This window comes from Friedmanniella luteola, from assembly GCF_900105065.1.
GTDB classification, from domain to species: domain Bacteria; phylum Actinomycetota; class Actinomycetes; order Propionibacteriales; family Propionibacteriaceae; genus Microlunatus; species Microlunatus luteolus.
On the sequence record NZ_LT629749.1, the window covers coordinates 1,917,171 to 1,937,578 of the forward strand.

General features: G+C 75.1%; 16 protein-coding genes. 8 read left to right on the forward strand and 8 right to left on the reverse strand.

Annotated elements, in window-relative coordinates; translation table 11 throughout:
- Positions 1 to 40: 40 nt before the first annotated feature.
- Together BLT72_RS09095 and BLT72_RS09100 are read right to left on the reverse strand one after the other, a co-directional pair.
- Complete coding sequence (locus tag BLT72_RS09095) at positions 41 to 2,449, reverse strand: beta-galactosidase (RefSeq protein ID WP_172826049.1); 2,409 nt, start codon at positions 2,447 to 2,449, stop codon at positions 41 to 43.
- On the reverse strand, positions 2,446 to 4,608 hold the full coding sequence (locus BLT72_RS09100) for a glycoside hydrolase family 3 N-terminal domain-containing protein (RefSeq protein WP_172826050.1): 2,163 nt from the start codon (positions 4,606 to 4,608) through the stop codon (positions 2,446 to 2,448). The genes BLT72_RS09095 and BLT72_RS09100 overlap by 4 nt, the downstream gene beginning before the upstream one ends.
- A gap of 226 nt (positions 4,609 to 4,834) precedes the next feature.
- On the opposite strand from BLT72_RS09100, the gene BLT72_RS09105 reads away from it, so the two are divergent.
- The 5 genes from BLT72_RS09105 to BLT72_RS09125 are packed head-to-tail and all read left to right on the forward strand — an operon-like array spanning position 4,835 to position 10,862.
- Entirely contained in the window at positions 4,835 to 6,520 is a 1,686-nt protein-coding gene (locus BLT72_RS09105) for an ABC transporter substrate-binding protein (protein ID WP_157720368.1), read from the forward strand.
- Positions 6,521 to 6,536: 16 nt separating this feature from the next.
- On the forward strand, positions 6,537 to 7,526 hold the full coding sequence (locus BLT72_RS09110; RefSeq protein ID WP_091412224.1) for an ABC transporter permease: 990 nt from the start codon (positions 6,537 to 6,539) through the stop codon (positions 7,524 to 7,526).
- A gap of 33 nt (positions 7,527 to 7,559) precedes the next feature.
- Positions 7,560 to 8,480, forward strand: a complete 921-nt coding sequence (locus BLT72_RS09115; RefSeq protein WP_091412226.1) for an ABC transporter permease — start codon at positions 7,560 to 7,562, stop codon at positions 8,478 to 8,480.
- A gap of 1 nt (position 8,481) precedes the next feature.
- Positions 8,482 to 10,425 (forward strand): ABC transporter ATP-binding protein, encoded by a 1,944-nt coding sequence (locus BLT72_RS09120; RefSeq protein ID WP_091412228.1) that lies wholly within the window; start codon positions 8,482 to 8,484, stop codon positions 10,423 to 10,425.
- Entirely contained in the window at positions 10,422 to 10,862 is a 441-nt protein-coding gene (locus BLT72_RS09125) for an SRPBCC family protein (protein ID WP_157720369.1), read from the forward strand. Before BLT72_RS09120 ends, BLT72_RS09125 begins: the two co-directional genes overlap by 4 nt.
- Here BLT72_RS09125 and BLT72_RS09130 read toward each other — a convergent pair.
- Entirely contained in the window at positions 10,838 to 11,380 is a 543-nt protein-coding gene (locus BLT72_RS09130; RefSeq protein ID WP_091412232.1) for a dihydrofolate reductase family protein, read from the reverse strand. The two genes, BLT72_RS09125 and BLT72_RS09130, sit on opposite strands and share 25 nt — an antisense overlap.
- Before the next feature lie 147 nt (positions 11,381 to 11,527).
- Between BLT72_RS09130 and BLT72_RS09135 the strand changes: the two genes are divergently transcribed.
- Positions 11,528 to 12,790 (forward strand): cytochrome P450, encoded by a 1,263-nt coding sequence (locus BLT72_RS09135; RefSeq protein ID WP_091412234.1) that lies wholly within the window; start codon positions 11,528 to 11,530, stop codon positions 12,788 to 12,790.
- Here the strand turns inward: BLT72_RS09135 and BLT72_RS09140 are convergent.
- Positions 12,763 to 13,815, reverse strand: coding sequence for a CPBP family intramembrane glutamic endopeptidase (locus BLT72_RS09140; RefSeq protein ID WP_091412236.1), 1,053 nt, complete (start codon positions 13,813 to 13,815; stop codon positions 12,763 to 12,765). The two genes, BLT72_RS09135 and BLT72_RS09140, sit on opposite strands and share 28 nt — an antisense overlap.
- Positions 13,816 to 13,961: 146 nt before the next feature.
- Between BLT72_RS09140 and BLT72_RS09145 the strand changes: the two genes are divergently transcribed.
- Positions 13,962 to 15,230 carry an MFS transporter gene (locus tag BLT72_RS09145; protein WP_091412238.1) on the forward strand — a complete coding sequence of 423 codons (1,269 nt, stop codon included), beginning with the start codon at positions 13,962 to 13,964 and terminating at the stop codon, positions 15,228 to 15,230.
- Between the two features lie 66 nt (positions 15,231 to 15,296).
- Positions 15,297 to 16,145 (forward strand): methyltransferase domain-containing protein, encoded by an 849-nt coding sequence (locus BLT72_RS09150; protein ID WP_172826051.1) that lies wholly within the window; start codon positions 15,297 to 15,299, stop codon positions 16,143 to 16,145.
- Between the two features lie 17 nt (positions 16,146 to 16,162).
- Here the strand turns inward: BLT72_RS09150 and BLT72_RS23290 are convergent, their stop codons facing one another.
- From BLT72_RS23290 to BLT72_RS09170, 4 genes are all read right to left on the reverse strand, one after another.
- Positions 16,163 to 16,291, reverse strand: coding sequence for a hypothetical protein (locus BLT72_RS23290; protein WP_280949248.1), 129 nt, complete (start codon positions 16,289 to 16,291; stop codon positions 16,163 to 16,165).
- 56 nt (positions 16,292 to 16,347) lie between these two features.
- Complete coding sequence (locus BLT72_RS09160; RefSeq protein ID WP_091412244.1) at positions 16,348 to 18,411, reverse strand: zinc ribbon domain-containing protein; 2,064 nt, start codon at positions 18,409 to 18,411, stop codon at positions 16,348 to 16,350.
- Between the two features lie 107 nt (positions 18,412 to 18,518).
- Positions 18,519 to 19,553, reverse strand: a complete 1,035-nt coding sequence (locus BLT72_RS09165) for an alpha/beta hydrolase (RefSeq protein ID WP_091412247.1) — start codon at positions 19,551 to 19,553, stop codon at positions 18,519 to 18,521.
- Positions 19,554 to 19,588: 35 nt separating this feature from the next.
- Positions 19,589 to 20,398: a phytanoyl-CoA dioxygenase family protein gene (locus BLT72_RS09170; RefSeq protein WP_091412249.1), complete on the reverse strand. Its 810-nt coding sequence runs from the start codon at positions 20,396 to 20,398 to the stop codon at positions 19,589 to 19,591.
- Between the last annotated feature and the right edge of the window lie 10 nt (positions 20,399 to 20,408).

Here is a 20,408-nt window from a genome sequence, read left to right on the forward strand (position 1 = left end):
GCGCCCCTCGCCCGCTAGACGAGACGGACGTCGGCGACGTTCAGGACGACCGCGGGCGGAGACCCCGCGCCGGGCCGAACCTGACCAGGAGGTCGGCGTCGGCCGGGCCGCTCACGACGACCGACCCGTCGACCGTGCGGACCTCGGACGCCTGGACCACCCGGTCGGTCCGCAACCAGACCTCCGTGCGGTCCTGGAGCCCGGGACGGAACCGCACCCGGTCGGGACCGACCTCGGCGACCTCCGCGTTGCTCGCGACGACGGTGGCGAGGCCCGGCAGCTCGAGCCCGAGGGGCAGCATCCAGCCGGTGCGCGGCGGCAGCCGGAGCGGCTGGTCGAGCAGTCCGGTCGGATCGCCGGCGTCCAGCCGCACGGTCGCGGCGTACCCGGTGGGGTTGAGCAGGTGCAGCAGCCGGCCGCCTCCCGGCCGCGCACCGCTGAGGGCCAGCACACCGGGCACGTCCGTGCGCAGCCGCAGGGCGGGCGGGGAGCCCAGCCAGGTCAGCAGGGCCGTGACGAGCTCGGGCCGGGCGGGCAGCTCCGCGGTGATGACGACGGCCCGGCCGGTGCCCGCGGTCAGGGTGGCGCCGCAGACCCGGCCCTCGACGTCGGTGAACAGGGGTGAGCCGGCCGGCGCGACGAGCTCGTCCAGCCAGCCCACCCGCGTCTCGGGCAGGCCCGCCGCCGCCCCGTGCCCGACCAGCGAGGGGTGGTGCGACGCGTCGTCGGTCGACCGCACCCCTGGCGTCAGGCCCAGCGCGTCGGCCAGCACCGTGCAGGCCCGGTCCTCGGGGTCGCGCTGCGGCAGGCGGCCCAGCAGGAGCAGCGACCCGCCGCCGAGCACGTGGTCGGCCAGTCGTCGCTGGACCGCGGCGTCGAGCACCCGGCCGGAGGCCAGCGCCACCGTGCGCGGCAGCCGGCGGGCCGGGTCCTGGAGGTCCGTGGCCCCGAACCGGACGCCGGCGAGCAGCAGGGAACGCCAGAGCGCTCCGCGGGGTCCGGGGCCGCGGTGGGCGGTCAGGTCGTCGACGAGGGCCCTCATGACCGCGCTGCCGGGGTGGGTGTGCTCGGTGAGGAAGGCGTCGGGCCAGAACCCGACGGCGACGTCGTCGTGCTCCTCGTCGAGGTCGGCCAGCCAGTCGCCGTGCGTCCGGACGGCCGCGGCGACGGCGGCCGTGGCGGCGAAGGTGAGCCCGCGCTCGCCGCGGGGACCGATGGGAGCGGCGCTGCCGTGCCGCTCCCCGGTGAAGGAGAGCCGGTCGTCGCCGTCACCGACGGGCAGGTCGAGCGGCGGGTTCACCCCGCCGGCCAGCAGGTAGTAGTTGACCAGCCGGTGTCCCTGGGCGAGGCAGAGCCGGGTCTTCAGGTCAACGGTGGCCGGGTCGTGCAGCTGCTCCAGGCCGCCGCCGTAGTCGCCGGTCCCGGCCTCGAACTCCAGGGAGGTCAGCGGCTGGTCGACGCCGTTCACCGCGGCCATGGTGGCGCCGATGAAGTGCAGGTCGGCCAGGACGCCGGCCGACAGGTCGCCGAGGTAGTGGTCGGAGCCGGCGGCGAACCCGGGGCGGCCGGCGTAGGAGCGGTAGAGCTGGCTGACCCCGAGGGCGAACGGCACCCCGTTGCCCCCCTCGGTGCCGTGGATGTTGACGAGGAAGGGGACGCCGTCGATGCCGTACCGCCGGGCCAGTCCGGCCAGCACGTCGACGTAGCGGGCGAAGCGCTCGCGCAGGAACCAGCCCAGGTCGACGCGCAGCGCGGCGGCCCAGGTCTCCTGCGGGGAGCGGACGGCGGCGGCCCAGCCGTCGTCGTCGACCCCCGGGTAGCGCCCCGCGAGCCCGGCACCGTAGCGGTCGGCGCACCAGCGCCGCAGCTCTCCGAGCAGGTGGTCGGTGAGATCGGGGGAGCCGCTCACCCAGGCCAGCATGCCCACCTCGTTGTCGAGCTGGACCGCCAGGACCGGTCCGCCGGCCGGCTGCAGCCGGGCGGCCAGCACGGGCATGACGCCGGCGTACCAGTGCTCGACCTCGGCCAGGAAGGCGGGGGCGAGGTAGTCGACCGTCCGGGTGGGGGCCGGGACACCGTCCCAGCCGACGGGGACGATCTCGGGGTGCTCGGTGTAGAGCCGGTAGGGGAGCCCCTCGTTCTTGAGCTCGGCCATGACGAAGGGGCCGGGGCGGGCCAGGAAGGTCAGCCCCCGCTCCGCGCACAGGTCGACGAACGCGCCGAGGTCGCGTTCGGGCCGGGTGCGACCGGTCAGGTCGAGGCTGCCGTCGGGCAGCTCGTGGAACAGCCAGGGGATGTAGGAGGAGACGCAGCTGCAGCCCGCCTCGACCAGCAGGTCCAGCCGGCTCGACCACTCCGCCCGCCGCAGGCGGAAGTAGTGCACCTCACCGGCCACGACGACCACCGGGCGACCGTCGACCAGGATCCGGTGGTCCCGCAGCTCGATCACGCGATCACCAGACGGGCGCTGCTGCCCCGGGCGGCGTTGGGCCCGACGACCAGCTCGACCTCCCCGGGGTCGACGCGGCGACGGAGGTCGCGGTCCCAGTAGGCGAAGGCGTCCGCGGTGACCCGGAACGTGACCTTGGTGGACTCGCCCGGCCCCAGCTCGACGGCCTGCCAGTCGCACAGCTCGAGCAGCGGCCGCACGACGTCGGCCACCAGGTCGCGCAGGTACAGCTGGACCACCTCCCGGCCGGCCCGGGCGCCGGTGTTGGCCACCTCGACCGTGGCCCGGACCGCTCCACCACCGCGGATCGGCAGCACGTCGCGGCTGAGCTCCAGGCCGGAGTGGACGAACGTGGTGTAGGTCAGGCCGAAGCCGAGCGAGAGCTCGGGGGACCCGAGGGCGTTCAGGTAGTGGCCGAACTTGGCGTCGCGGGAGCGACCCATCCGGCGCCCGGTCGTCCGCTCGAACGTGCCGCTGGCCCCCTGCGGCTCCATCCGCGGCAGGTTCACCGGCAGCCGGCCCGTGGGCGCGGACGCGCCGAACAGCACGTCGGCCAGCGCCGGGCCGGCCTGGCCGCCGGGGTGCCAGGCCAGCAGCACGGCGTCGGCCAGCCTCAGCACCGGCCGCAGGTCCAGCGGCCGGGCGGTCACGACGACGACCACCACGGGTTTGCCCACCGCCGCCAGGGCCTGGAGCAGCTCGAGCTGGCCCACCGGCAGGTCGGCGGTGGGCAGGCAACGGTCCTCGCCGCTGCGGCTGGGGTGCTCGCCGACCACGGCCACCGTCAGGTCCGCCGTCTCGGCCCGCCGGACGGCCAGGTCGCTGAACCGGCCGTCGGACACCACCAGGGTGCCGGTCCCCAGCCGCTCGGCGGCGGCGTCCGCCAGGGTCGGTCCGGCGCCGGCCTGCCCGGGCTGCGGCACCCAGGCGCCGAGCAGGGCCTGCGCGTCCTCGACGAAGGGGCCGCAGAGGTGGACGCTGCCCACGTTGCCGTGCAGGGGCAGCACCCCGCTGTTCTTCAGCAGCACCGTCGACGACGCCGCGACCCGCCGGGCGAGGGCGGTCGCCTCCGGGGTGGCGGCGCCGGCCGCCGGATCCGGCGGGCTCCCGCCCTGGGGGTCCAGCAGCCCGGCGCGCAGCTTGAGGCGGAGCACCCGCCGTACGGCGTCGTCGAGCAGGGCGAGGTCGACGGCCCCGCTGCTCACCAGCTCCGGCAGGTGCGCGCGGTAGGCGCCCGAGGCCATGTCGAGGTCGATCCCGGCGAGGATCGCCTGCCGCGCGGCGTCCCGGAGGTCGACGGCCACCCCCTGGTGGACCAGCTGCCCGATGCCGTCCCAGTCGCTGACCACCACCCCGGCGAACCCCCAGCCGTCCTTGAGCAGGTCGCGGACCAGCGACCGGTGGGCGTGCATCGGGACGCCGTCGACGTCGTGGAAGCCGACCATCACGGCGGTGACGCCCGCCTCGTGCGCGGCGCGGAAGGGACGGAGGTGCAGGTTGTGCAGGGCGCCGGGCCCGACGGGCAGCGTCTCGTGGTCGCGCTCGGCCTGCACCAGGCCGTAGCCGCAGAAGTGCTTGGCCGCCGCGGCGAACCGTCCGCCCCGCTGGAAGCCGGCGACGGCCGCGGCACCCATCCGGCTGGCCAGCAGCGGCTCGTCGCCCGCGGTCTCCCCGATCCGGCCCCAGCGGTGCTCCGAGGCCAGGTCGACCATCGGGGCGAAGGTCAGGTGCAGCCCCTCGGCGCCGGCCTCGGCCGCCGCGCTGGCCGCGCAGGCGGCGACGAGCTCGGGGTCCCAGGTGGACGCCAGCCCGAGCGGGATCGGGAAGGTGGTCCGCAGCCCGTGCACGACATCACTGCCCAGCAGCAGCGGGACGCCCAGCCGCGACTCCTCCCGGGCCACCTGCTGGCAGGCGGCGGCCGTCCGGGCCAGGGAGGAGCCCCGGCCGGTCCCGTCCGGGTGCGCGCCGTCGGAGAGGATGCCGGCTCCCACCCGTCCGGCGGCGATCTCCGCCCGGGACGTGTCGGCGTCGAGGTCCCCGGCCAGGTGCAGCTGGCCGGCCTTCTCCTCCAGCGTCAGCGCGGCCAGCAGCCGCTCCACGCGCTCGGCTGCGGGCCGGGTCAGCTCCAGCCAGTCGCGGCCGGCCAGCGTGGTCGTCATCGCGTCTCCTGGTCGGGACGAGGGCTCTGTGTCCCGCGCACTGAGACCACGGGACACGGTCATTCGAGCACAGGCGGTGGGATCGCCGCCAGAGGGGAGCCTGCCCGTTCCCCGCGTCTCATCCCCTGGGACGAGCGGGCGTGGGGTGCTCGACATCGAGGGCCCGGACCGCTTGAGTGTCGTCCGGACGAGGACGTCCGACCCCGACCCCCGCGGAGGAGCGGCCATGGTGCAGCGGAAGGCGCTGGTCGCGTTGGCCGTCGCCCTGCTCCTGCTGCTCCCGGGGTGCGCCGGCAGCCGGGTGGCCAACGAGCGGAAGCTGCAGCGCGCCGGCCCGGTCGGCTCCGGTGGTGACGTCGCCCAGCTGAACCTGGCCGCCGAGTCGGACGCCTCGATCGGCGGGCTGGTCAACTACAACCCCTTCGCCCCGAAGCAGCTGACCAAGACGTGGCTCTACGAGCCGCTGATGATCCAGAACAGCCTCGACTGCACCGTCACGCCGTGGCTGGCCACCGCGTACCGGTGGCAGGGTGCCACCCGGCTGACCTTCGACATCCGGCAGGGCGTCACGTGGAGCGACGGTTCCCCCTTCACCGCGGCGGACGTCGCCTTCACCTTCAACCTGGCGAAGAAGTACCCGGCCATGGACACCGCCGGGGTCTGGACGGACATCTTCGGTGCCAAGGCCGTGTCGGTGGCCGCCACGGGGGAGCAGGTGGTCTTCGAGTTCAGCGGGGACGCCGCGTCGAAGTTCCCCTCGATCATCAGCCAGCTGATCGTCTCCGAGCGGCAGTACGGCAGCGTGGGCGACCCCACGAAGTACGTCGACGAGGCGCCGGTCGCCACGGGGCCGTTCACGGTCGACCGCTACAACGGTCGCCGCCTGGAGCTGGTCCGCCGTCCCGACTACTGGCAGGCCGACAAGATCAAGGTCCAGCGGCTCGTGCTGGAGGGCAACTACGACGCCAACCAGGCCGCGCTCAAGCTGCGGACGGGCGCCCTCGACTTCTACACCGGTGAGCTGCCGAACCCGCAGAAGACCTTCGTCGACGCCGATCCCGCCACCAACCACTTCTGGTACCCGCCCAACGGCTTGACCGTGCTGGCCCCCAACCTCACCGCCGAGCCGTTCAGCGACGTCAGGTTCCGCGAGGCGTTGGCCTACGGCGTCGACAAGACGACGGTCTCCCTCAAGGCGACCTACGGGATCATGGACGTGGCCAGCCAGTCGGGCCTCACGCTGCCGGCCAAGAAGGCCCTGCTGCCGCCGGGGTACCCGGCTGACCGGACCGTGATCCCCTTCGACCCGGCCAGGGCGAACCAGCTGCTGGACGCCGCCGGCTACGCCAAGGGCGCGGACGGGTTCCGCACCGACCCGGACGGGTCGCCGATCTCGATCATCATGTCGGTGCAGGCCGGCTTCATCGACTACGAGGCAGCGGCCGACGAGGTCGTGGCGAACCTGCGGCAGCTGGGCCTGGACATCAGGGCCAACAAGGCGTCGCCCGACTCGGTCGACCAGCAGAAGAAGACCGGCGACTTCCAGCTCATGATCAACTTCATGGCCGCCGGCTGCGACTACGCGAACGGCATGGGCGCGACCCTCAGCACCAGCACCATCCCGACCAAGACTGAGGTCAAGGGCAACGTCGGCCGCTATTCGAGCCCGGCCGTCGACGCGGCCGTCCAGCAGCTGACCGGCAGCACCGACCCGGCGAAGACCAAGGAGCTGGTCGGCGTGCTCGTCACGACGATGATGACCCAGTTCCCCGTCCTGCCGATCTTCTACGCCCCGGCCCGCGGCGTCTACCGGACCGACAAGGCGGTCGGCTGGCCCAGCGCCGACGACCCCTACGCCAACCCGCAGGACAACGCCCGGCTGTGGATGACCCACCTGAGCGCGCCGAGGTGAAGGGCAGGGAGGTCGGATGAGGTACTACCTGCGCAAGCTCGGGTTCTTCCTGCTCACCCTGTGGGCCGTCGTCACGCTCAACTTCGTGATCCCCCGGATCGCCCCCGGCGACCCGGCCGAGATCATGGTCCAGCGCCTCGCCGGCAAGAACGCGCAGCTGGACCAGGCCCAGGTGCAGGCCATGCGCGACCTGCTGGGCACCCCGACGGGCTCCCTGCCGGCGCAGTACCTCCAGTACCTGGGGCAGCTGTTCCGCGGTGATCTCGGGTTGTCCTACAACTACTACCCGTTCAAGGTCACCGAGGTGATCGGCCAGGCGTTCTGGTGGACCCTCGTCCTGGTCACGGTCGTCCAGGTGCTCTCGTTCGTGATCGGCGTGCTGCTCGGCGCCTTCGCCGCCTGGAAGCGGAACGGCCGCTTCGACACGACGGTCACGCTGGTCTCGACCTTCCTCGGCACGCTGAACTCGTTCTGGATCGCGCTGCTGCTCATCATCGGCCTGGGCTACGGCCTGGGCTGGTTCGCCACGTCCGGCGGCTACGAGCAGTCGACGCCCGGGTTCAACTGGCCGTTCGTCTACGACGCGATCAGCCACGCGTTCCTGCCCGCGCTCACGCTGATGATCATCACGCCGGTCGGCTGGGTGCTCGGCATGCGCAACACGATGGTCCTCAACCTGGGCGAGGACTACATCAAGCTGGCCAAGGCCAAGGGCCTGCCCGACCGGGTGGTGGCCCTGCGCTACGCCGCGCGGAACGCGCTGCTGCCCAGCGTCACGGGGTTCGCGCTGGCGCTCGGGGGCGTGCTGGGCGGCACGATCCTGGTCGAGACCGTCTTCGACTACCCCGGGCTCGGCCGGCTGATGGGCGAGGCCGTCGGGGTCAAGGACTACCCGCTGCTGCAGGCGCTGATGCTGCTGACCGCCGTCGCGACGCTGGTGGCCAACCTGGTGGCCGACCTGCTCTACGGCGTGCTCGACCCCCGTGTCCGCCGGGCCCAGTCGTGAGCGGACGGGTCCACGCGTGAGGAGAGGAGCCGCATGAGCCTCGTCGGGACCGACCCGGTGGCCGAGGGCACGCCCGGTCAGGCGGGGGAGGAGGTCGGGGCCGCCGAGCGGCCCGAGTCCTGGTACAGCGTCGTCTGGAGCAGCAAGAAGGCGCGAGTCGGGATCGTCGTCGTGGCGCTCTACGTCCTCGTCGCGCTCTTCGCCCCCCTGATCGCCCCGCACTCGCCGACGGACGGGTCGTTCGTGCCGCTGCAGCAGCCCTCCCGGAGCCACCTGATGGGGACGAGCGTCGGGGGCCAGGACATCTTCTCCCAGCTGGTCTACGGCAGTCGCATCTCGCTGCTGGTGGGGTTCTTCGGCGGCACGCTCGCCACGGCGATCGCCCTGGTGGTGGGACTGGTGTCGGGCTACTTCGAGGGGACGATCGTCGACGACGTGCTGTCCTTCGTCACCAACGTGGCCCTGGTCATCCCCACCCTGCCGCTGATCATCACGATCGTCGCCTACTCCGACACCCGCGGGCTCTGGTTGATCGTCGGCGTCATCGCGATCATCTCGTGGGCCGGCGCCGCGCGGGGCAAGCGGGCGCAGATCATCACCCTCCGCAACCGGGACTTCGTCACCGCGGCCAAGTTCGCCGGCGAGGGCCCGCTGCGGATCATCTTCGCCGAGATCATGCCCAACATGACGTCGCTGGTGGCGGCCGCCTTCGTCGGCGCGGCCACCGGGGCGATCGCCGCCGAGGCGGGGCTGGCGGTGCTGGGCCTGGGCAGCAGCGACTCGGTCTCCTGGGGGACGATCCTCTACCAGGCCGAGGCCGCCGGCGCGGCGTCGCAGGGCCTGTTCGCCTGGGTGTTCGTCCCGGGCCTGGTGCTGGCCGTGCTGGTCACCGCGATGTCGTTCATCAACTTCGGGGTCGACCTGCTGAGCAACCCGCACCTGAGGGAGGGCTGACGTGGCGCTGCTCGAGGTCACCGACCTGCACATCCGCTACGAGCCGAAGCGGAGCGCCGCCGTCGACGCGGTCACCGACGTCACCTTCGCGATCCAGCCGGGGGAGTTCGTCGGGCTCATCGGGGAGTCCGGCTCCGGCAAGACCACGCTGGGCACGGCGCTGCTGCGACTGCTCGAGCGGCCGGGACGGATCGCCGGCGGCTCCGTCGTGTTCGACGGGACCGACATCACGCACCTCAGCCAGGACGAGCTGCGGCCGCTGCGCTGGACCGAGATCGCCACCGTGTTCCAGAGCAGCATGAACGCGCTCAACCCGGTCGTCCGGGTCGAGGGCCAGTTCCGCGACGTCATCGAGCACCACACCGCCCTGCGGGGCGACGCGGTCCGCGACCGGATCCGCACGCTCTTCGACATGGTGCTGATCGACCACCGCTTCATCGACGCCTTCCCGCACGAGCTGTCCGGCGGGATGCGGCAGCGGGTCAACCTCGCCCTCGCGCTGGCGGTCGAGCCCCGGCTGGTGCTCCTCGACGAGCCGACGACAGGTCTCGACGTCGTCGTGCAGCGGGAGATCCTCGACAACGTCCGGCGGCTGCAGGCCCAGCTGGGCTTCGCGGTGCTCTTCATCAGCCACGACATCGGCACCGTCCTCGACCTGTCGGACCGCATCCTCGTCATGTACGCGGGCCGGGTGGTGGAGGACCAGCCCGCCGACCGGCTGCTGCGCGAGCCCCTGCACCCGTACACCAAGGGCCTGCTGGGCTCCTACGCCGACCCGCGCGACGAGACCGTCCGGATCACCTACGTACCCGGTCGGCCCCCGGACCTCAGCGCCCGCCCCCCCGGCTGTGCCTTCGCCCCGCGCTGCCCGGAGCGGATCGCCCGCTGCACCGGCGAGGACCCCGCGCTGGTCGTGCTCGACGGCGGCCGCGTCGCCTGCCACGTGGCGCTGCAGCAGCGGGCCCCCGAGCGGGCCGTCGGGGGTCCGGACCCGGACCTCGGCCCGCGCACCCGGGTCTTCGTCGGCCCCCAGTTCGTGAAGGCGGCCGACCCGGCCGCGGCGGCGCAGGAGCGGCCGGCGCTGCTCACCGTCAGCGACGTGTCCAAGACCTACGCCCAGCGGCGGGGGACCACGGTCATCCGGACGGAGGCCGTGCGCGACGCCGGTTTCGTGCTGCGTCGCGGCAGCGTCACCGCGCTCGTCGGCCAGAGCGGCAGCGGGAAGTCGACCCTGGCGCGGATGATCACCGGGGTGGAGGCGCCGACGTCGGGGACGCTGACCTTCCACGGCCGCGACGGCGACCTGGCGGTGGGCGGGATGAAGGGGCGCCGGCTCCGCGACTACCGCCGCCACGTCCAGATGGTGTTCCAGGACCCGTACTCCTCCCTCAACCCGGCCAAGACGCTGGGCTACACGCTGGGCCGGCCGCTGGTGAACTACGGCGGCCTGCGCGGCGAGGCCGTCCGGGAGCGGGTGCTGGAGCTGCTCGAGACGGTGGCGCTGACCCCGGCCAGCCGCTTCGTCAACCGGTTCGCGTACGAGCTGTCCGGCGGTCAGCGGCAGCGGGTCGTCATCGCCCGGGCGCTGGCGGTGCAGCCTGAGCTGATCATCGCCGACGAACCCCTCTCCAGCCTGGACGTCTCCATCCGTGCCGAGGTCCTGGAGCTGCTGGACCGGTTGGTGCAGCACGGCGACGTGAGCATCCTCTACATCACCCACGACCTGCTCAGCGCGCGGATGCTCGCCGACGAGGTCGTCGTCCTCAACGAGGGCCGCGTGGTGGAGCAGGGGCCGGCGCTCCAGGTGATCCGGCGGCCGCGGGACGCCTACACGCGGCTGCTGCTCGAGGCCGTGCCCAACCCGTTCGAGACGGCACGGGCTGTGGACGGGCGGACCCACCCCTCCCGGCTCGAGCTCGCGGAGGCGCCGGCGGAGCCGTGGTGACCGTGCCGCCGACGAGCCTGACCCTGTCCCGGGAGCTGCCCGTCCCCGTGGCCGACGGCTGGGCGGCCTGGACGGTGCCCGCGCTGATGCGTCGGTGGTGGTGGCCCTTCCTGGCGGACACCTCCGTCGACCTGGATCCGCGCGTCGGCGGGTCCTACCGGCTGGAGTCGGTGCAGGCCGGCTTCGGGGCCTGCGGCCGGTACCGCGCGGTCCTGCCGGGCCGGCGGCTGGTGTTCACCTGGAGCTGGATCAGCGACGGCCGCGCGGAGGAGACGGTCGACGAGGTCCGCGTCGACCTCGCCCCGGTGGGGACGGGCTGCCGCGTCGACCTCGAGCACGTCCTGGACCCCCGGCTGCACGACCCGGAACCACTCCGGCAGGGCTGGTCGGAGACCCTGGACCACCTGGTGCGCTACGCCGAGGAGCTCGGCCGGTAGGTCAGCAGGACGCAGCCGGACGGGGTCGGTTCCGCCCGGGTCAGCTGCAGCCGCTGCAGGTCCTGGCCCTCGAACAGCCGGCGACCCCGGCCGGCGACGGTCGGGGCGACGACCAGCTGCAGCTCGTCGACGAGCCCGGCGGCCAGCAGGGTGCGCGCGACGGTGAGGCTGCCGTGCACGCCGACGTCCCCGCCGTCGCCCGCGCGGAGCGCCCGGACGTGCTCGACCAGTGGCGCCCCGACGGCGACCGCGCCGGGCCACGCGCCGTCGAGGGGGCTCGACGTCACCACGTGCTTCGGAGTGCCGTTGACGAAGTCCGCGAACGGCTGCACGTCCGAGGTGGGCCAGTAGTCGACCCAGGAGGCGTAGGTCGCGCGGCCGAGCAGCACCAGGTCCTGCCGCCCGACCACCTCGGCGAGGTTGCGGAACACCCGTTCGTCGACCTCGAAGACCCAGTCCCCGGGCTCCTCGGCGACCCCGTCCAGCGACATCAGCGCGTACACGACCACTCGGCGCACGGCGTTCCTCCTCGGCTCGCTGGCTCTGACTCGTGGGCGAGCCGGATCTCGTCGGCTGGGCGGGCGCCGGCTCTCGCGCGACCCGGTGGTCGGGGGCAGACTGGGACCCCTGACGCAGAGGGGCGTCGGGGTTCGAGGAGGTGGCGCGTGGACGACGTGGTGGCGCTGGTCCGCGAGCTGGTCGTCGTCCGCTCCACGGTCGCCTGGCACGGCCACGTCAGCCGGGACCCCTTCGCCCGGCTGCAGCTGGCCGAGGGTCGGCGCGACCCGTACCCGCTCTACGAGGAGGTCCGGCGGCGTGGGGACCTGGTCCCGACCCCGTTGGTCGGTTTCCAGACCGCCAGTCACCGGGTGTGCCGGGAGGTGCTGCGCGACCGCCGGTTCGGCGTCCAGTCCGAGGAGGCGTTGCGCCGCGGGGACGGTGGCCTGTCGTTGCTCGAGCTCGACCCGCCCGACCACACCCGGCTCCGTCGGCTGGTGGCCCCGTCCTTCACCCCGCGGGCGCTGGCCGGCACCCGCGAGCGGATCGGCGCCGTGGTCGACGGGCTGCTGGACGCGCTGCCCCCCGAGGGCCCCTTCGACCTGGTGAGCGGGCTGGCGTCACCGCTGCCCATCCGGGTGATCACCGACCTGCTGGGCGTGCCCGACGACGACAGCGCCGCCTTCGCCCGCTACGGCGCCACCCTCGGCAGCGCGCTGGCCGGGGTCCAGTCGGTCGGCCACGTCGTCCGGCTGGTCGAGGCGAACCGGCGGCTGGCCGCGCTGATGGAGCAGGTCTTCGAGCAGCACCGGCGGCAGCCCCGCGACGACCTGGTGAGCCGGCTGCTGGCGGCCGAGGGCGACCAGGCCCGGCCGGACGAGCTGGCGCCGCTGTGCCGGCTGCTCCTGGTGGCGGGCTTCGAGACCACGGTGAACCTGATCGGCAACACCGTCCTCGCCCTGCTCGCCCACCCCGAGCAGTGGCGGGAGGTCGTCGCGGACCCCGCCCTGGCCGCCGCCGCGGTGGAGGAGACGTTGCGCTGGGACCCGCCGGTGCAGCGCACCTTCCGGGCCCCGCGGGCCGACGTCGAGCTGGCCGGGGTGGTCGTCCCGCGCGGCGCCATGCTGATGCTGTTCCTCGCCGGGGCGAACCGTGACCCCGAGGTCTTCGACGAGCCCGCCCGGTTCGACCTGCACCGCCAGACCGGGCCGCAGGCAGGGCCGGACCACCTGTCCTTCTCCGCCGGCGTCCACTACTGCATCGGAGCGCCGCTGGCCCGGCTGGAGGCGACCGTCGCCGTCGAACGGCTGGCGCAGCGCTACCCCGGGCTGCAGCGGGTCGGGCGGCTCCGCCGGCGCGGGGGCGGCACCGTGATCCGCGGGCCGGCCGAGCTCGTCGTCGGTCAGCGCTCGGGGGTGCTGGCCGCCTGACCCTCCGGGGTGCCCACCGCCACCCCGGGGTCGGGCTCCGCCACGGGCCGGTCGGGCCGTCGGGCCGCCCCCGGGGCGCTGCGGCGCTGGACCTGCCGGCGTCCCGCCCACCGGCTCAGCACCACCGTCATGACCAGCATGACCGTGGTCGGCAGCAGCATGACCGGGCCGCCGGCGCCCGGGCCCCGCTCGAAGGCGCCGCTGAGGTCGCCGTGGAGCGCCACCGGCACCAGCAGGAACAGGTTGTTGACGGCGTGCACCAGCACGGGCACCTCGAGTCCTCCCGTCCGCCAGGCCAGCACGCTGAGGGCGGCGCCGAAGGTGAAGTAGTAGACCTGCAGCCAGGGGTCCGTGGCCGCGTGCGCCACCATGAAGAGGAGGTTGGCCAGGATCCCGCCGACGACGAGCGCCGCCCGGGGGCCGGCGAACCACGAACCGGCCGAGCGGGCGACCAGGCCACGGGCGCCGTACTCCTCCCCGGCCGCCTGCAGCGGCGTCGTGAGCAGGACCACGACGAGCACCAGCACGGCGTCCTCGCTGAGCGCCCCGGACAGCTCCTCGGGGGAGAGCAGGAACGACACCGCGACGTAGACCAGCCAGACCGGCACCACGACCAGCGCCGCCCGGCCGAACCACCGCCAGCGGAAACCGCCGGCGACCGAGCTCAACCAGCGGGGCCGGGCACCGAAGAAGGCCCACTGCAGCAGCATCGCCAGGGGGGTCAGCAGGGCGAGGGACAGGTTGTTAGCGAGGAAGATCATCGGCGTCACGGTGATCGGCCCGGACTGCAGCTGCTCCGTCGTCGTGCGGCCGGTGGCGAGGTCGAGCACGACGACCGCGGCGGTGAGCGCGGTGCTCACCAGCGCGAAGGCGACGACCAGCGCGAGGATCGCCAGCACCCCCCGCCACCAGCGGGCCCGCGGCGTGCGGAGGAAGTGCTGGTACTCGCGCTCCTCGACGGGCAGCGCGCTCGGCCTCGGCGCGGGGGTGAGGACGGCGGGCGGGAGGGGAGGGTGCTCGGCCACGACACCAGCGTGTCCCGGGGCGCGGGTCGTCGGGCAGTGCGGACCGTCACCGGCTGCGGTGACGCGGTCCTCGGCCCGTCGTGACAGATGTCAGGTCGGCCGACGGCCGGGACGCTAGCCTGACGGCCGACGAGGGGGTTGATCAGGTGGACGTCCGACGGAGCGGTCTCGGCGTGCTCGTCGCCAGCCAGCTGCTGGCGGGGCTCGGGGTGGCCAGCGGCGTCGCGGTCGGCGGCCTGCTGGCCGAGGAGCTGTCGGGCACCGTCGTCGTCGCCGGGCTGGCGCAGACGTCCTCGGTGCTGGGCGCCGGGCTCTGGGCCATCCCGCTGGCCCGGCTGGCCGGCCGGCGCGGCCGGCGCTGGGGGCTCGGCTGCGGGTACGCGCTGGCCGTCGCCGGCTGCCTGCTGGTCCTGGGCTCGGCGGCGCTGGAGTCGGTGGTCCTGCTGTTCGTCGGGCTGGCCGCCTTCGGGGCGTCGACGGCGGCGGGACTGCAGGCGCGCTTCGCGGCCGCCGAGCTGACGACCGCGGCGTACCGGGCGCGGGCCCTGTCGGTCGTGCTCTGGGCCACCACCCTGGGCTCGGTCCTGGGTCCGAACCTGTCCGAGGTCGGCGCGCGGCTGGGGGAGCGGCTCGGGATCGAACCGCTGAGCGGGCCGTACCTGTTCTCCGTCGTCGCCTTCACCGCCGCGGCTCTCACCGTCGCCGTCGGACTGGCGCCCCGACCCGTCAGCACCGCGGCCGGGCTGCCCGCACCGGCCTCCCCGGTCGAGCAGCTCCGGTTCGGGGCGGCGCTGCGGCTCGGGCTGGCGAACCCGCTGACCCGCCTGGCGGTCGTGGCCATCACCTGCTCGCACACCGTGATGGTCGGGGTGATGGTCATGACACCGCTGCACATGGGCCACCTCGGCTTCTCCCTGGACCTGGTGGGTCTGGTGATCAGCATCCACATCTTCGGCATGTACGGCGCCAGCCCGGTGATGGGCTGGCTGACCGACAAGATCTCGGCGGTCGGGGTGCTGCTGGTCGGGGTCGTCGTCCTCGCCGCGGCCCTCGTGCTGGCGGCGCTCGCGGACGAGCCGAGCATGCTCGTCATCTCCCTCGCCCTCGGCCTGCTCGGGCTGGGCTGGTCGGCCGGGATGATCGGCGGCTCCGCCCTGCTCGCCGGGTCGGTGGCGCCCGAGGCCAAGGTCTCGGTGCAGGGGGCGGCCGACGCGGTGATGAACGTGGCGGCCGCGGCGTCCTCGGCCGTCTCCGGGCTGGTCCTGGGCTGGGCCGGCTACCCCGGCCTGGCCGCGGTCGCGGCCGTCGTGCTGGCGCCGATGGCGGTCCTCGCCGTCCTGAGCGCCGTCCGGCCGTCCGCCGGACCCGGCGGTGGAGCCCCGGCGTCGGACCGCCCGCAGCGCTCGAGGGTCTGACCCGGCGCGTCTTGTCGTGGTCGGGACCCCGCGCGAGACTGGCGGCAGGAGGCGAGGTGAGCGATGGTGCACGGCACGCCCCTGTCCCGCCCGCCGCCGGGACCGCGGGGGGTCTTCCGCCCCTCGGCCCGTGAGGAGCCGACGGTCGCCTTCATGGTCATGCTGCTGGACCTGCAGGACCGGGACCGCTCGATCCGCCGGCTGCGGGACTGGGCGGTCGCCGGGGCCGGCGTCGGACCGGGCCTGCGGGTCGTCGACGTCGGCAGCGGCACCGGGACCATGGCCCAGGAGCTCGCCAGCCTGGTCGGACCGTCCGGGCACGTCACCGCGGTCGAGCCGAACCCCGCGCTCCGGGGGCTGGCGGAGGAGCGGGCCGCCGAGGCCGGGTCGCCGGCCGTGTTCGTCGACGGTCTCGCCGACGCGCTGCCGCTGGCCGACGGCTCGGTGGACGTGGTCTGGTGCGAGCGGGTGCTCCAGCACCTCGACGACCCGCAGGCGGCCGTCCGCGAGCACGCCCGCGTGCTCGCCCCCGGGGGCTGCGCCGTGCTGCTGGACTCCGACCACGACACGCGGGTGATCGCCGCCGTCAGCCCCGCGGTCGGCCGGGCGCTCAACGACGCCTTCCTGCGGGGGGTGACGAGCCCGCGGGTCGGCCGCACCATCCCGGAGCTGGTGGTGCGGGCCGGCCTCGAGCTGGACCCCGACGTCGGTGCGGCCGTGCTGGTCATGCCGCCCGCGACGCTCCGCGACGCGCCGTTCCTGCAGCAGATGGGGGCGATGGCGCTGGCCGACGGCAGCCTGACCGAGGCGGAGCTCGACGCGGCGCTGGCCGCGATGACCGTGGCCGCCGACGAGGGCTGGGCCTTCTCGGCGGTCACGATCTTCGGTTTCCTCGGCCGCCGACCGCTCGCCTGAGCCTCCGAGGGTTCCCGTCAGCGGTGCCGCGGGTCGTCCTCCACCCGGCCGTCGGGCGTCGGGGTGTCGAACCGGGTCGCGGCGGTGCCGAGACCCCGGAGCAGGGACTGCACCACCGCGTCGGCCATCGCGAGCCATCGGCGCATGCTGCTCCTGCCCTCGAGGGCCACCAGGACCCGGTGCGCCCAGTGTGCCCGCCCCGTCAGCGCAGCGCCGTCACCCACGCCAGGGCCTGCCGGGCGTTGCGCCGCCGCTGCTCGTAGCGGGCGCCCAGCACCAGCAGCACCGTCCCGACGGCGCCGAACGACAGCCAGCGCGGCAGCCCGACGGCGTACGGGGCCAGCTGCGCGACCGCGACGACCGCGAGGGCGAGCGCCCCCGCCACGACCGGCGACAGCCAGCGGAGGCGGACACCGAGCAGCAGCACGACGGTGCCCGCCACCAGCACCAGCAGGGGGCGGGTGAGCCCGGGGTCGTCGACGCTCGCCACGGCCGAGGGCAGCAGCCCGACGCCGAGGGCCGGCCCGACGGTCAGCCAGGACGGGGTGCCCGGCTGCCGGCGGAGCCGGACCAGCCCGACCCCGCCCACCAGGGCGGCGAGCGGCAGCGCGTAGGCCTCGACCGTCGTCACGTCGCGGTCCAGCAGCAGGGTCCAGACGGCGGCCGAGCACAGCAGGGACCCGAGCACGGCGGCCCAGCCCCGCCGGGGCAGCACCCCGTGGGCCAGGGCCAGGAGGCCGGCGACCGCCAGGACCACCGCCGACAGCACGGCGGGGCGGGAGGTCTCGGAGGCCTGCCCGAGCGCGGCCAGCACGGCGACGGCCCAGGCCCCGGCGAGGACCGGTTCTTCGGGGCCGCCGCGACGCCAGGCGGCGAGGACCGCAGCGGCCACCGCCAGGACCACGAGGGCGACGGCGGTGGCGGCAGCACCGACCGGCTCGCCGGCCACGGCGGCGGCCAGCAGGACGAGAGCGGCGGCGTACCCCGTGGCGCCGGCCCGGAGTCTCGCCATGTCCCGGGCGACCAGGGCGGCGGCGAGGGCCGTCGCCCCGAGTCCCGCGGTGAGCGTCGCGACCGGCAGCAGCGAGAGGGGGCGCGGCGCGTCGAGGTGCCGGATCCCGGCCAGGACGAGGGCGCTGGCGGCGACGAGCTGCAGCCCGAGCAGCAGGCGGGCCCGGTCACCGGTGGGCTGGGGTCGCGACCAGCTGAGCGCCGCCGCCACCAGGGCGGCGACGACCGCCAGCGTGGCGGAGACCGAGCCCGGGGGGTCGGCGGGCCAGGTCAGGCCGGCCACCGTCAGGGCCGCGGCGACGAGGGCGCCGTACCCCAGCACCGGGTGCCGGAGCCGGCTCTGGCCGAGCCCCGCCCGCCGCCCGGCGCCCGCGGCCGCCGCCAGGGCCACCAGGGCCGCCAGCCCGCCGGACCCGAGCACCGGCCCGTCGAGCACCGCGACCGCCGCCGTGGCCCAGCTGGACAGCAGCAGGCCGGCGCCCACCACCAGCAGCGCCACCCGCGCCACCGGCCGGCGGGGCAGCCGGTCCGCGACGAGCGCCGCGGCGGCGGCCGCGAGCCCGAGCACCAGGGCGGTGGTCGTCCACCCGGCGTCGGCCGCCTCGACGCCCAGCAGCGGCACGGCGGCGCCGGCCAGCGCCGCCGCCAGGGGGAACGCGTGCAGGGCCGGGGCCCGCCACGCCGCCAGCCCGCAGGCCAGGGCGAGCAGGGCGGCGGCGCCGGCGGCGTAGCCGACCCGGTCGAGCCGGCCGAGGCCGGCCAGGTCGAGGGCGTGCGCCGCGGCGAGGTCGACGCCGGCCAGCCCGACCGCCACCGCCGCCAGCGTCTGGGCGGTCGCCGTCAGCCCCCGCCGGGCGAGCCGCAGCGCGGCGGCGGTGGTCGCGGCGGTGAGCAGGGCCATCACCGCGACCTGGCCGCCGACGCCGATCGCCGACCAGGCGACGGCGAGGAAGACCACGGCGGCGGTCAGCACCAGCAGGGCGCCGACGCCCAGCAGCACCTGCTGCCCGGACCACGCCGTCCGCGGCGCCACCACCGCCCCGGCCGCCGCGGGGCCGGTGAGGGTGTCGTCCGCGCCCTGCCGGAGCCGTCCGATCAGCTCGCCGCGGTGACGCTGCAGCGCCAGCAGCTGCTGGTCGGTGCGCCAGAGCTCGGCGGCCAGCGGCCCGCTCAACGGGAGCGCGCAGGACGGGCAGGTCGGCGCGGCCGGCGGCAGGGGGTGGCCGCAGGACGGGCAGTCGACGGTGCTGGGCATCGGGCCTCCTGCCGCCCATTCTCACGCGGCCGGGGCGCGGCGACGGGGATCGTGGGACTTCGTGCGGTGAGGCACCGCGCCCGGTCGCACGGTCCTGGTCGCCACGCTCAGCCGGGCGTGGACGACCCGATGGCCGGGCGCAGGGCGTCGACGGTGCGCCGCCGGAAGTCGCGCGCCACCTCCGCCCGGGCCTCGCGGAACCCGTCGGCGCCGTGGTAGAGCCCCGGCGCCACGTGCAGCTCGCACGGCACGCCGGCCGCCCGCAGCCGCGCCGCGTAGGCCACGTCCTCGGCGTGGAACAGGTCGACGTCGCCGACGCCGATCCAGGCGGGCGGCAGACCGCGCAGGTCGACGCGCCGGGCGCCGGCGGCGTAGGGCCGGTCCTCCTCGGCGGCCGGCGGGTGGCCCAGGTAGGACGTCCAGCCGAAGCGGTTGGACGTCGGCGTCCAGACCAGCCGGCCCGTGCCGTCGTCGTCCCGGAGCACCGTCCGGTCGTCGAGCATCGGGTAGACCAGCAGCTGGAAGCAGACGGCGACCTCGGCCCGGTCGAGCGCCAGCTGGGCCAGGGTGGCGGCCAGGCCCCCGCCGGCGCTGTCCCCGCCGACGGCGATCCGGGTCGGGTCCACGCCGAGCTCCGCAGCGGACGTCTGCAGCCAGCGCAGCGCGGTGTAGCAGTCCTCCAGCCCGGCCGGGAAGGGGTGCTCCGGGGCCAGCCGGTAGTCGACGCTGACCACCGCGACCCCGAGCTCGCGGGCGTACCGGCTGCAGACGTCGTGGTAGCTGACGGGGTCACCGAGGACGAAGCCCCCGCCGTGGACCCAGAGCAGGACCCCGGACGGTCGTCGGCGACCGGCAGCCTCGTACACCCACACGTCGACCGGCGGGTGCCCGTCGCGGCCCGGCACCGTCCGGCGGACCGCCGTCGTGCCCTCGGCCAGGGCGGCCGGTCGCGGGGTGGCCCGGCGCACGAGCCAGAGCACCGGGGGGCCGAAGGTGACGGGCAGGTAGAGCATCGGGTGCCTCAGCTCGGCGGGCACGGTCGACACCAGCCGGTACCGCCGGACCCCCGTCCGGAGCAGGGCGGCGGCGGCGCTGAGGGCGGTGACGGCGCCGAGCGCCCGGGCCACGGTGCGGACGGTCATGTCCGGACCCTAGGGGAACGGCCGGCGTGCGCGGCTCAGTGACCCTCGGACGACCAGCCCTCGCCGCACGGGCCGCCATCGGCGGCCTCGGCCATCAAGACCTCGCTGCCGTCGGGGGCCAGCAGCGGCAGGTAGAAGCGGGCGACCTCGACGCTGGCCCGCGGGACGTAGTGGAAGATCAGCGAGCGGCGGAACCGGTCGGCGGTGGTGTTCGGCCGGGAGCCGTGCACCAGGCTGCCGTGGAAGAACAGCACGTCCCCGGCCCGCATCTCGGTCTGCAGCCGGACGGCACCCTCGGGCACGGGGACGGTGTTCCCGGTGAAGGACTCCTCGGGGTCGGCGTCCTCGGGGCAGAGGATCTGGATCGTGTGCGAGCCGGGGATGACGACCAGGCCGCCGTTCTCGCCGTCGCAGTCGTCGACGGCGATCCAGGCGGCGATGCAGGTCTCGGGGTGCGCCTGCAGGAACAGGTTGTCCTGGTGCAGCGCCTGGCCGCGGGCGCCGGGCGGCTTGAAGTAGAACATCGACTGCGCTCCCAGGGCCGGCCCGACGAGCTGCTCGACGACCCCGATGATCCGCGGGTCCGTCATCAGCCGGCGGGCGAGCCGCCCCACCTCCAGCTCGGTCCGCCGGTGCGGGTGGATGACCCGCGGGTACCGGCGCAGGATGTCGCCCTCGGGCAGTCCGTCGTCGAAGCCGAGCGACACGTCGGCCTCGATGTGGGCGGTGAAGGCCTCCCGGACCCCGGCCACCTCCTCGGCGGACAGCACCCCGGGGACGAGCACGACGCCCTCGCGCTGGTAGGTCTCGACGACGGCGCCGGGGGCGCTGAGCACTGCGGTCATGAGCCCAGCC

Excerpts from the sequence above, each read along its gene's own strand:
- BLT72_RS09115 (WP_091412226.1), top strand. The coding sequence starts at position 7,560 with ATGAGCCTCGTCGGGACCGACCCGGTGGCCGAGGGCACGCCCGGTCAG.
- BLT72_RS09110 (WP_091412224.1), top strand. The coding sequence starts at position 6,537 with ATGAGGTACTACCTGCGCAAGCTCGGGTTCTTCCTGCTCACCCTGTGG.
- BLT72_RS09105 (WP_157720368.1), top strand. The coding sequence starts at position 4,835 with ATGGTGCAGCGGAAGGCGCTGGTCGCGTTGGCCGTCGCCCTGCTCCTG.
- BLT72_RS09165 (WP_091412247.1), bottom strand. The coding sequence starts at position 19,553 with ATGACCGTCCGCACCGTGGCCCGGGCGCTCGGCGCCGTCACCGCCCTC.
- BLT72_RS09160 (WP_091412244.1), bottom strand. The coding sequence starts at position 18,411 with ATGCCCAGCACCGTCGACTGCCCGTCCTGCGGCCACCCCCTGCCGCCG.
- BLT72_RS09100 (WP_172826050.1), bottom strand. The coding sequence starts at position 4,608 with ATGACGACCACGCTGGCCGGCCGCGACTGGCTGGAGCTGACCCGGCCC.
- BLT72_RS23290 (WP_280949248.1), bottom strand. The coding sequence starts at position 16,291 with ATGCGCCGATGGCTCGCGATGGCCGACGCGGTGGTGCAGTCCCTGCTC.
- BLT72_RS09170 (WP_091412249.1), bottom strand. The coding sequence starts at position 20,398 with ATGACCGCAGTGCTCAGCGCCCCCGGCGCCGTCGTCGAGACCTACCAG.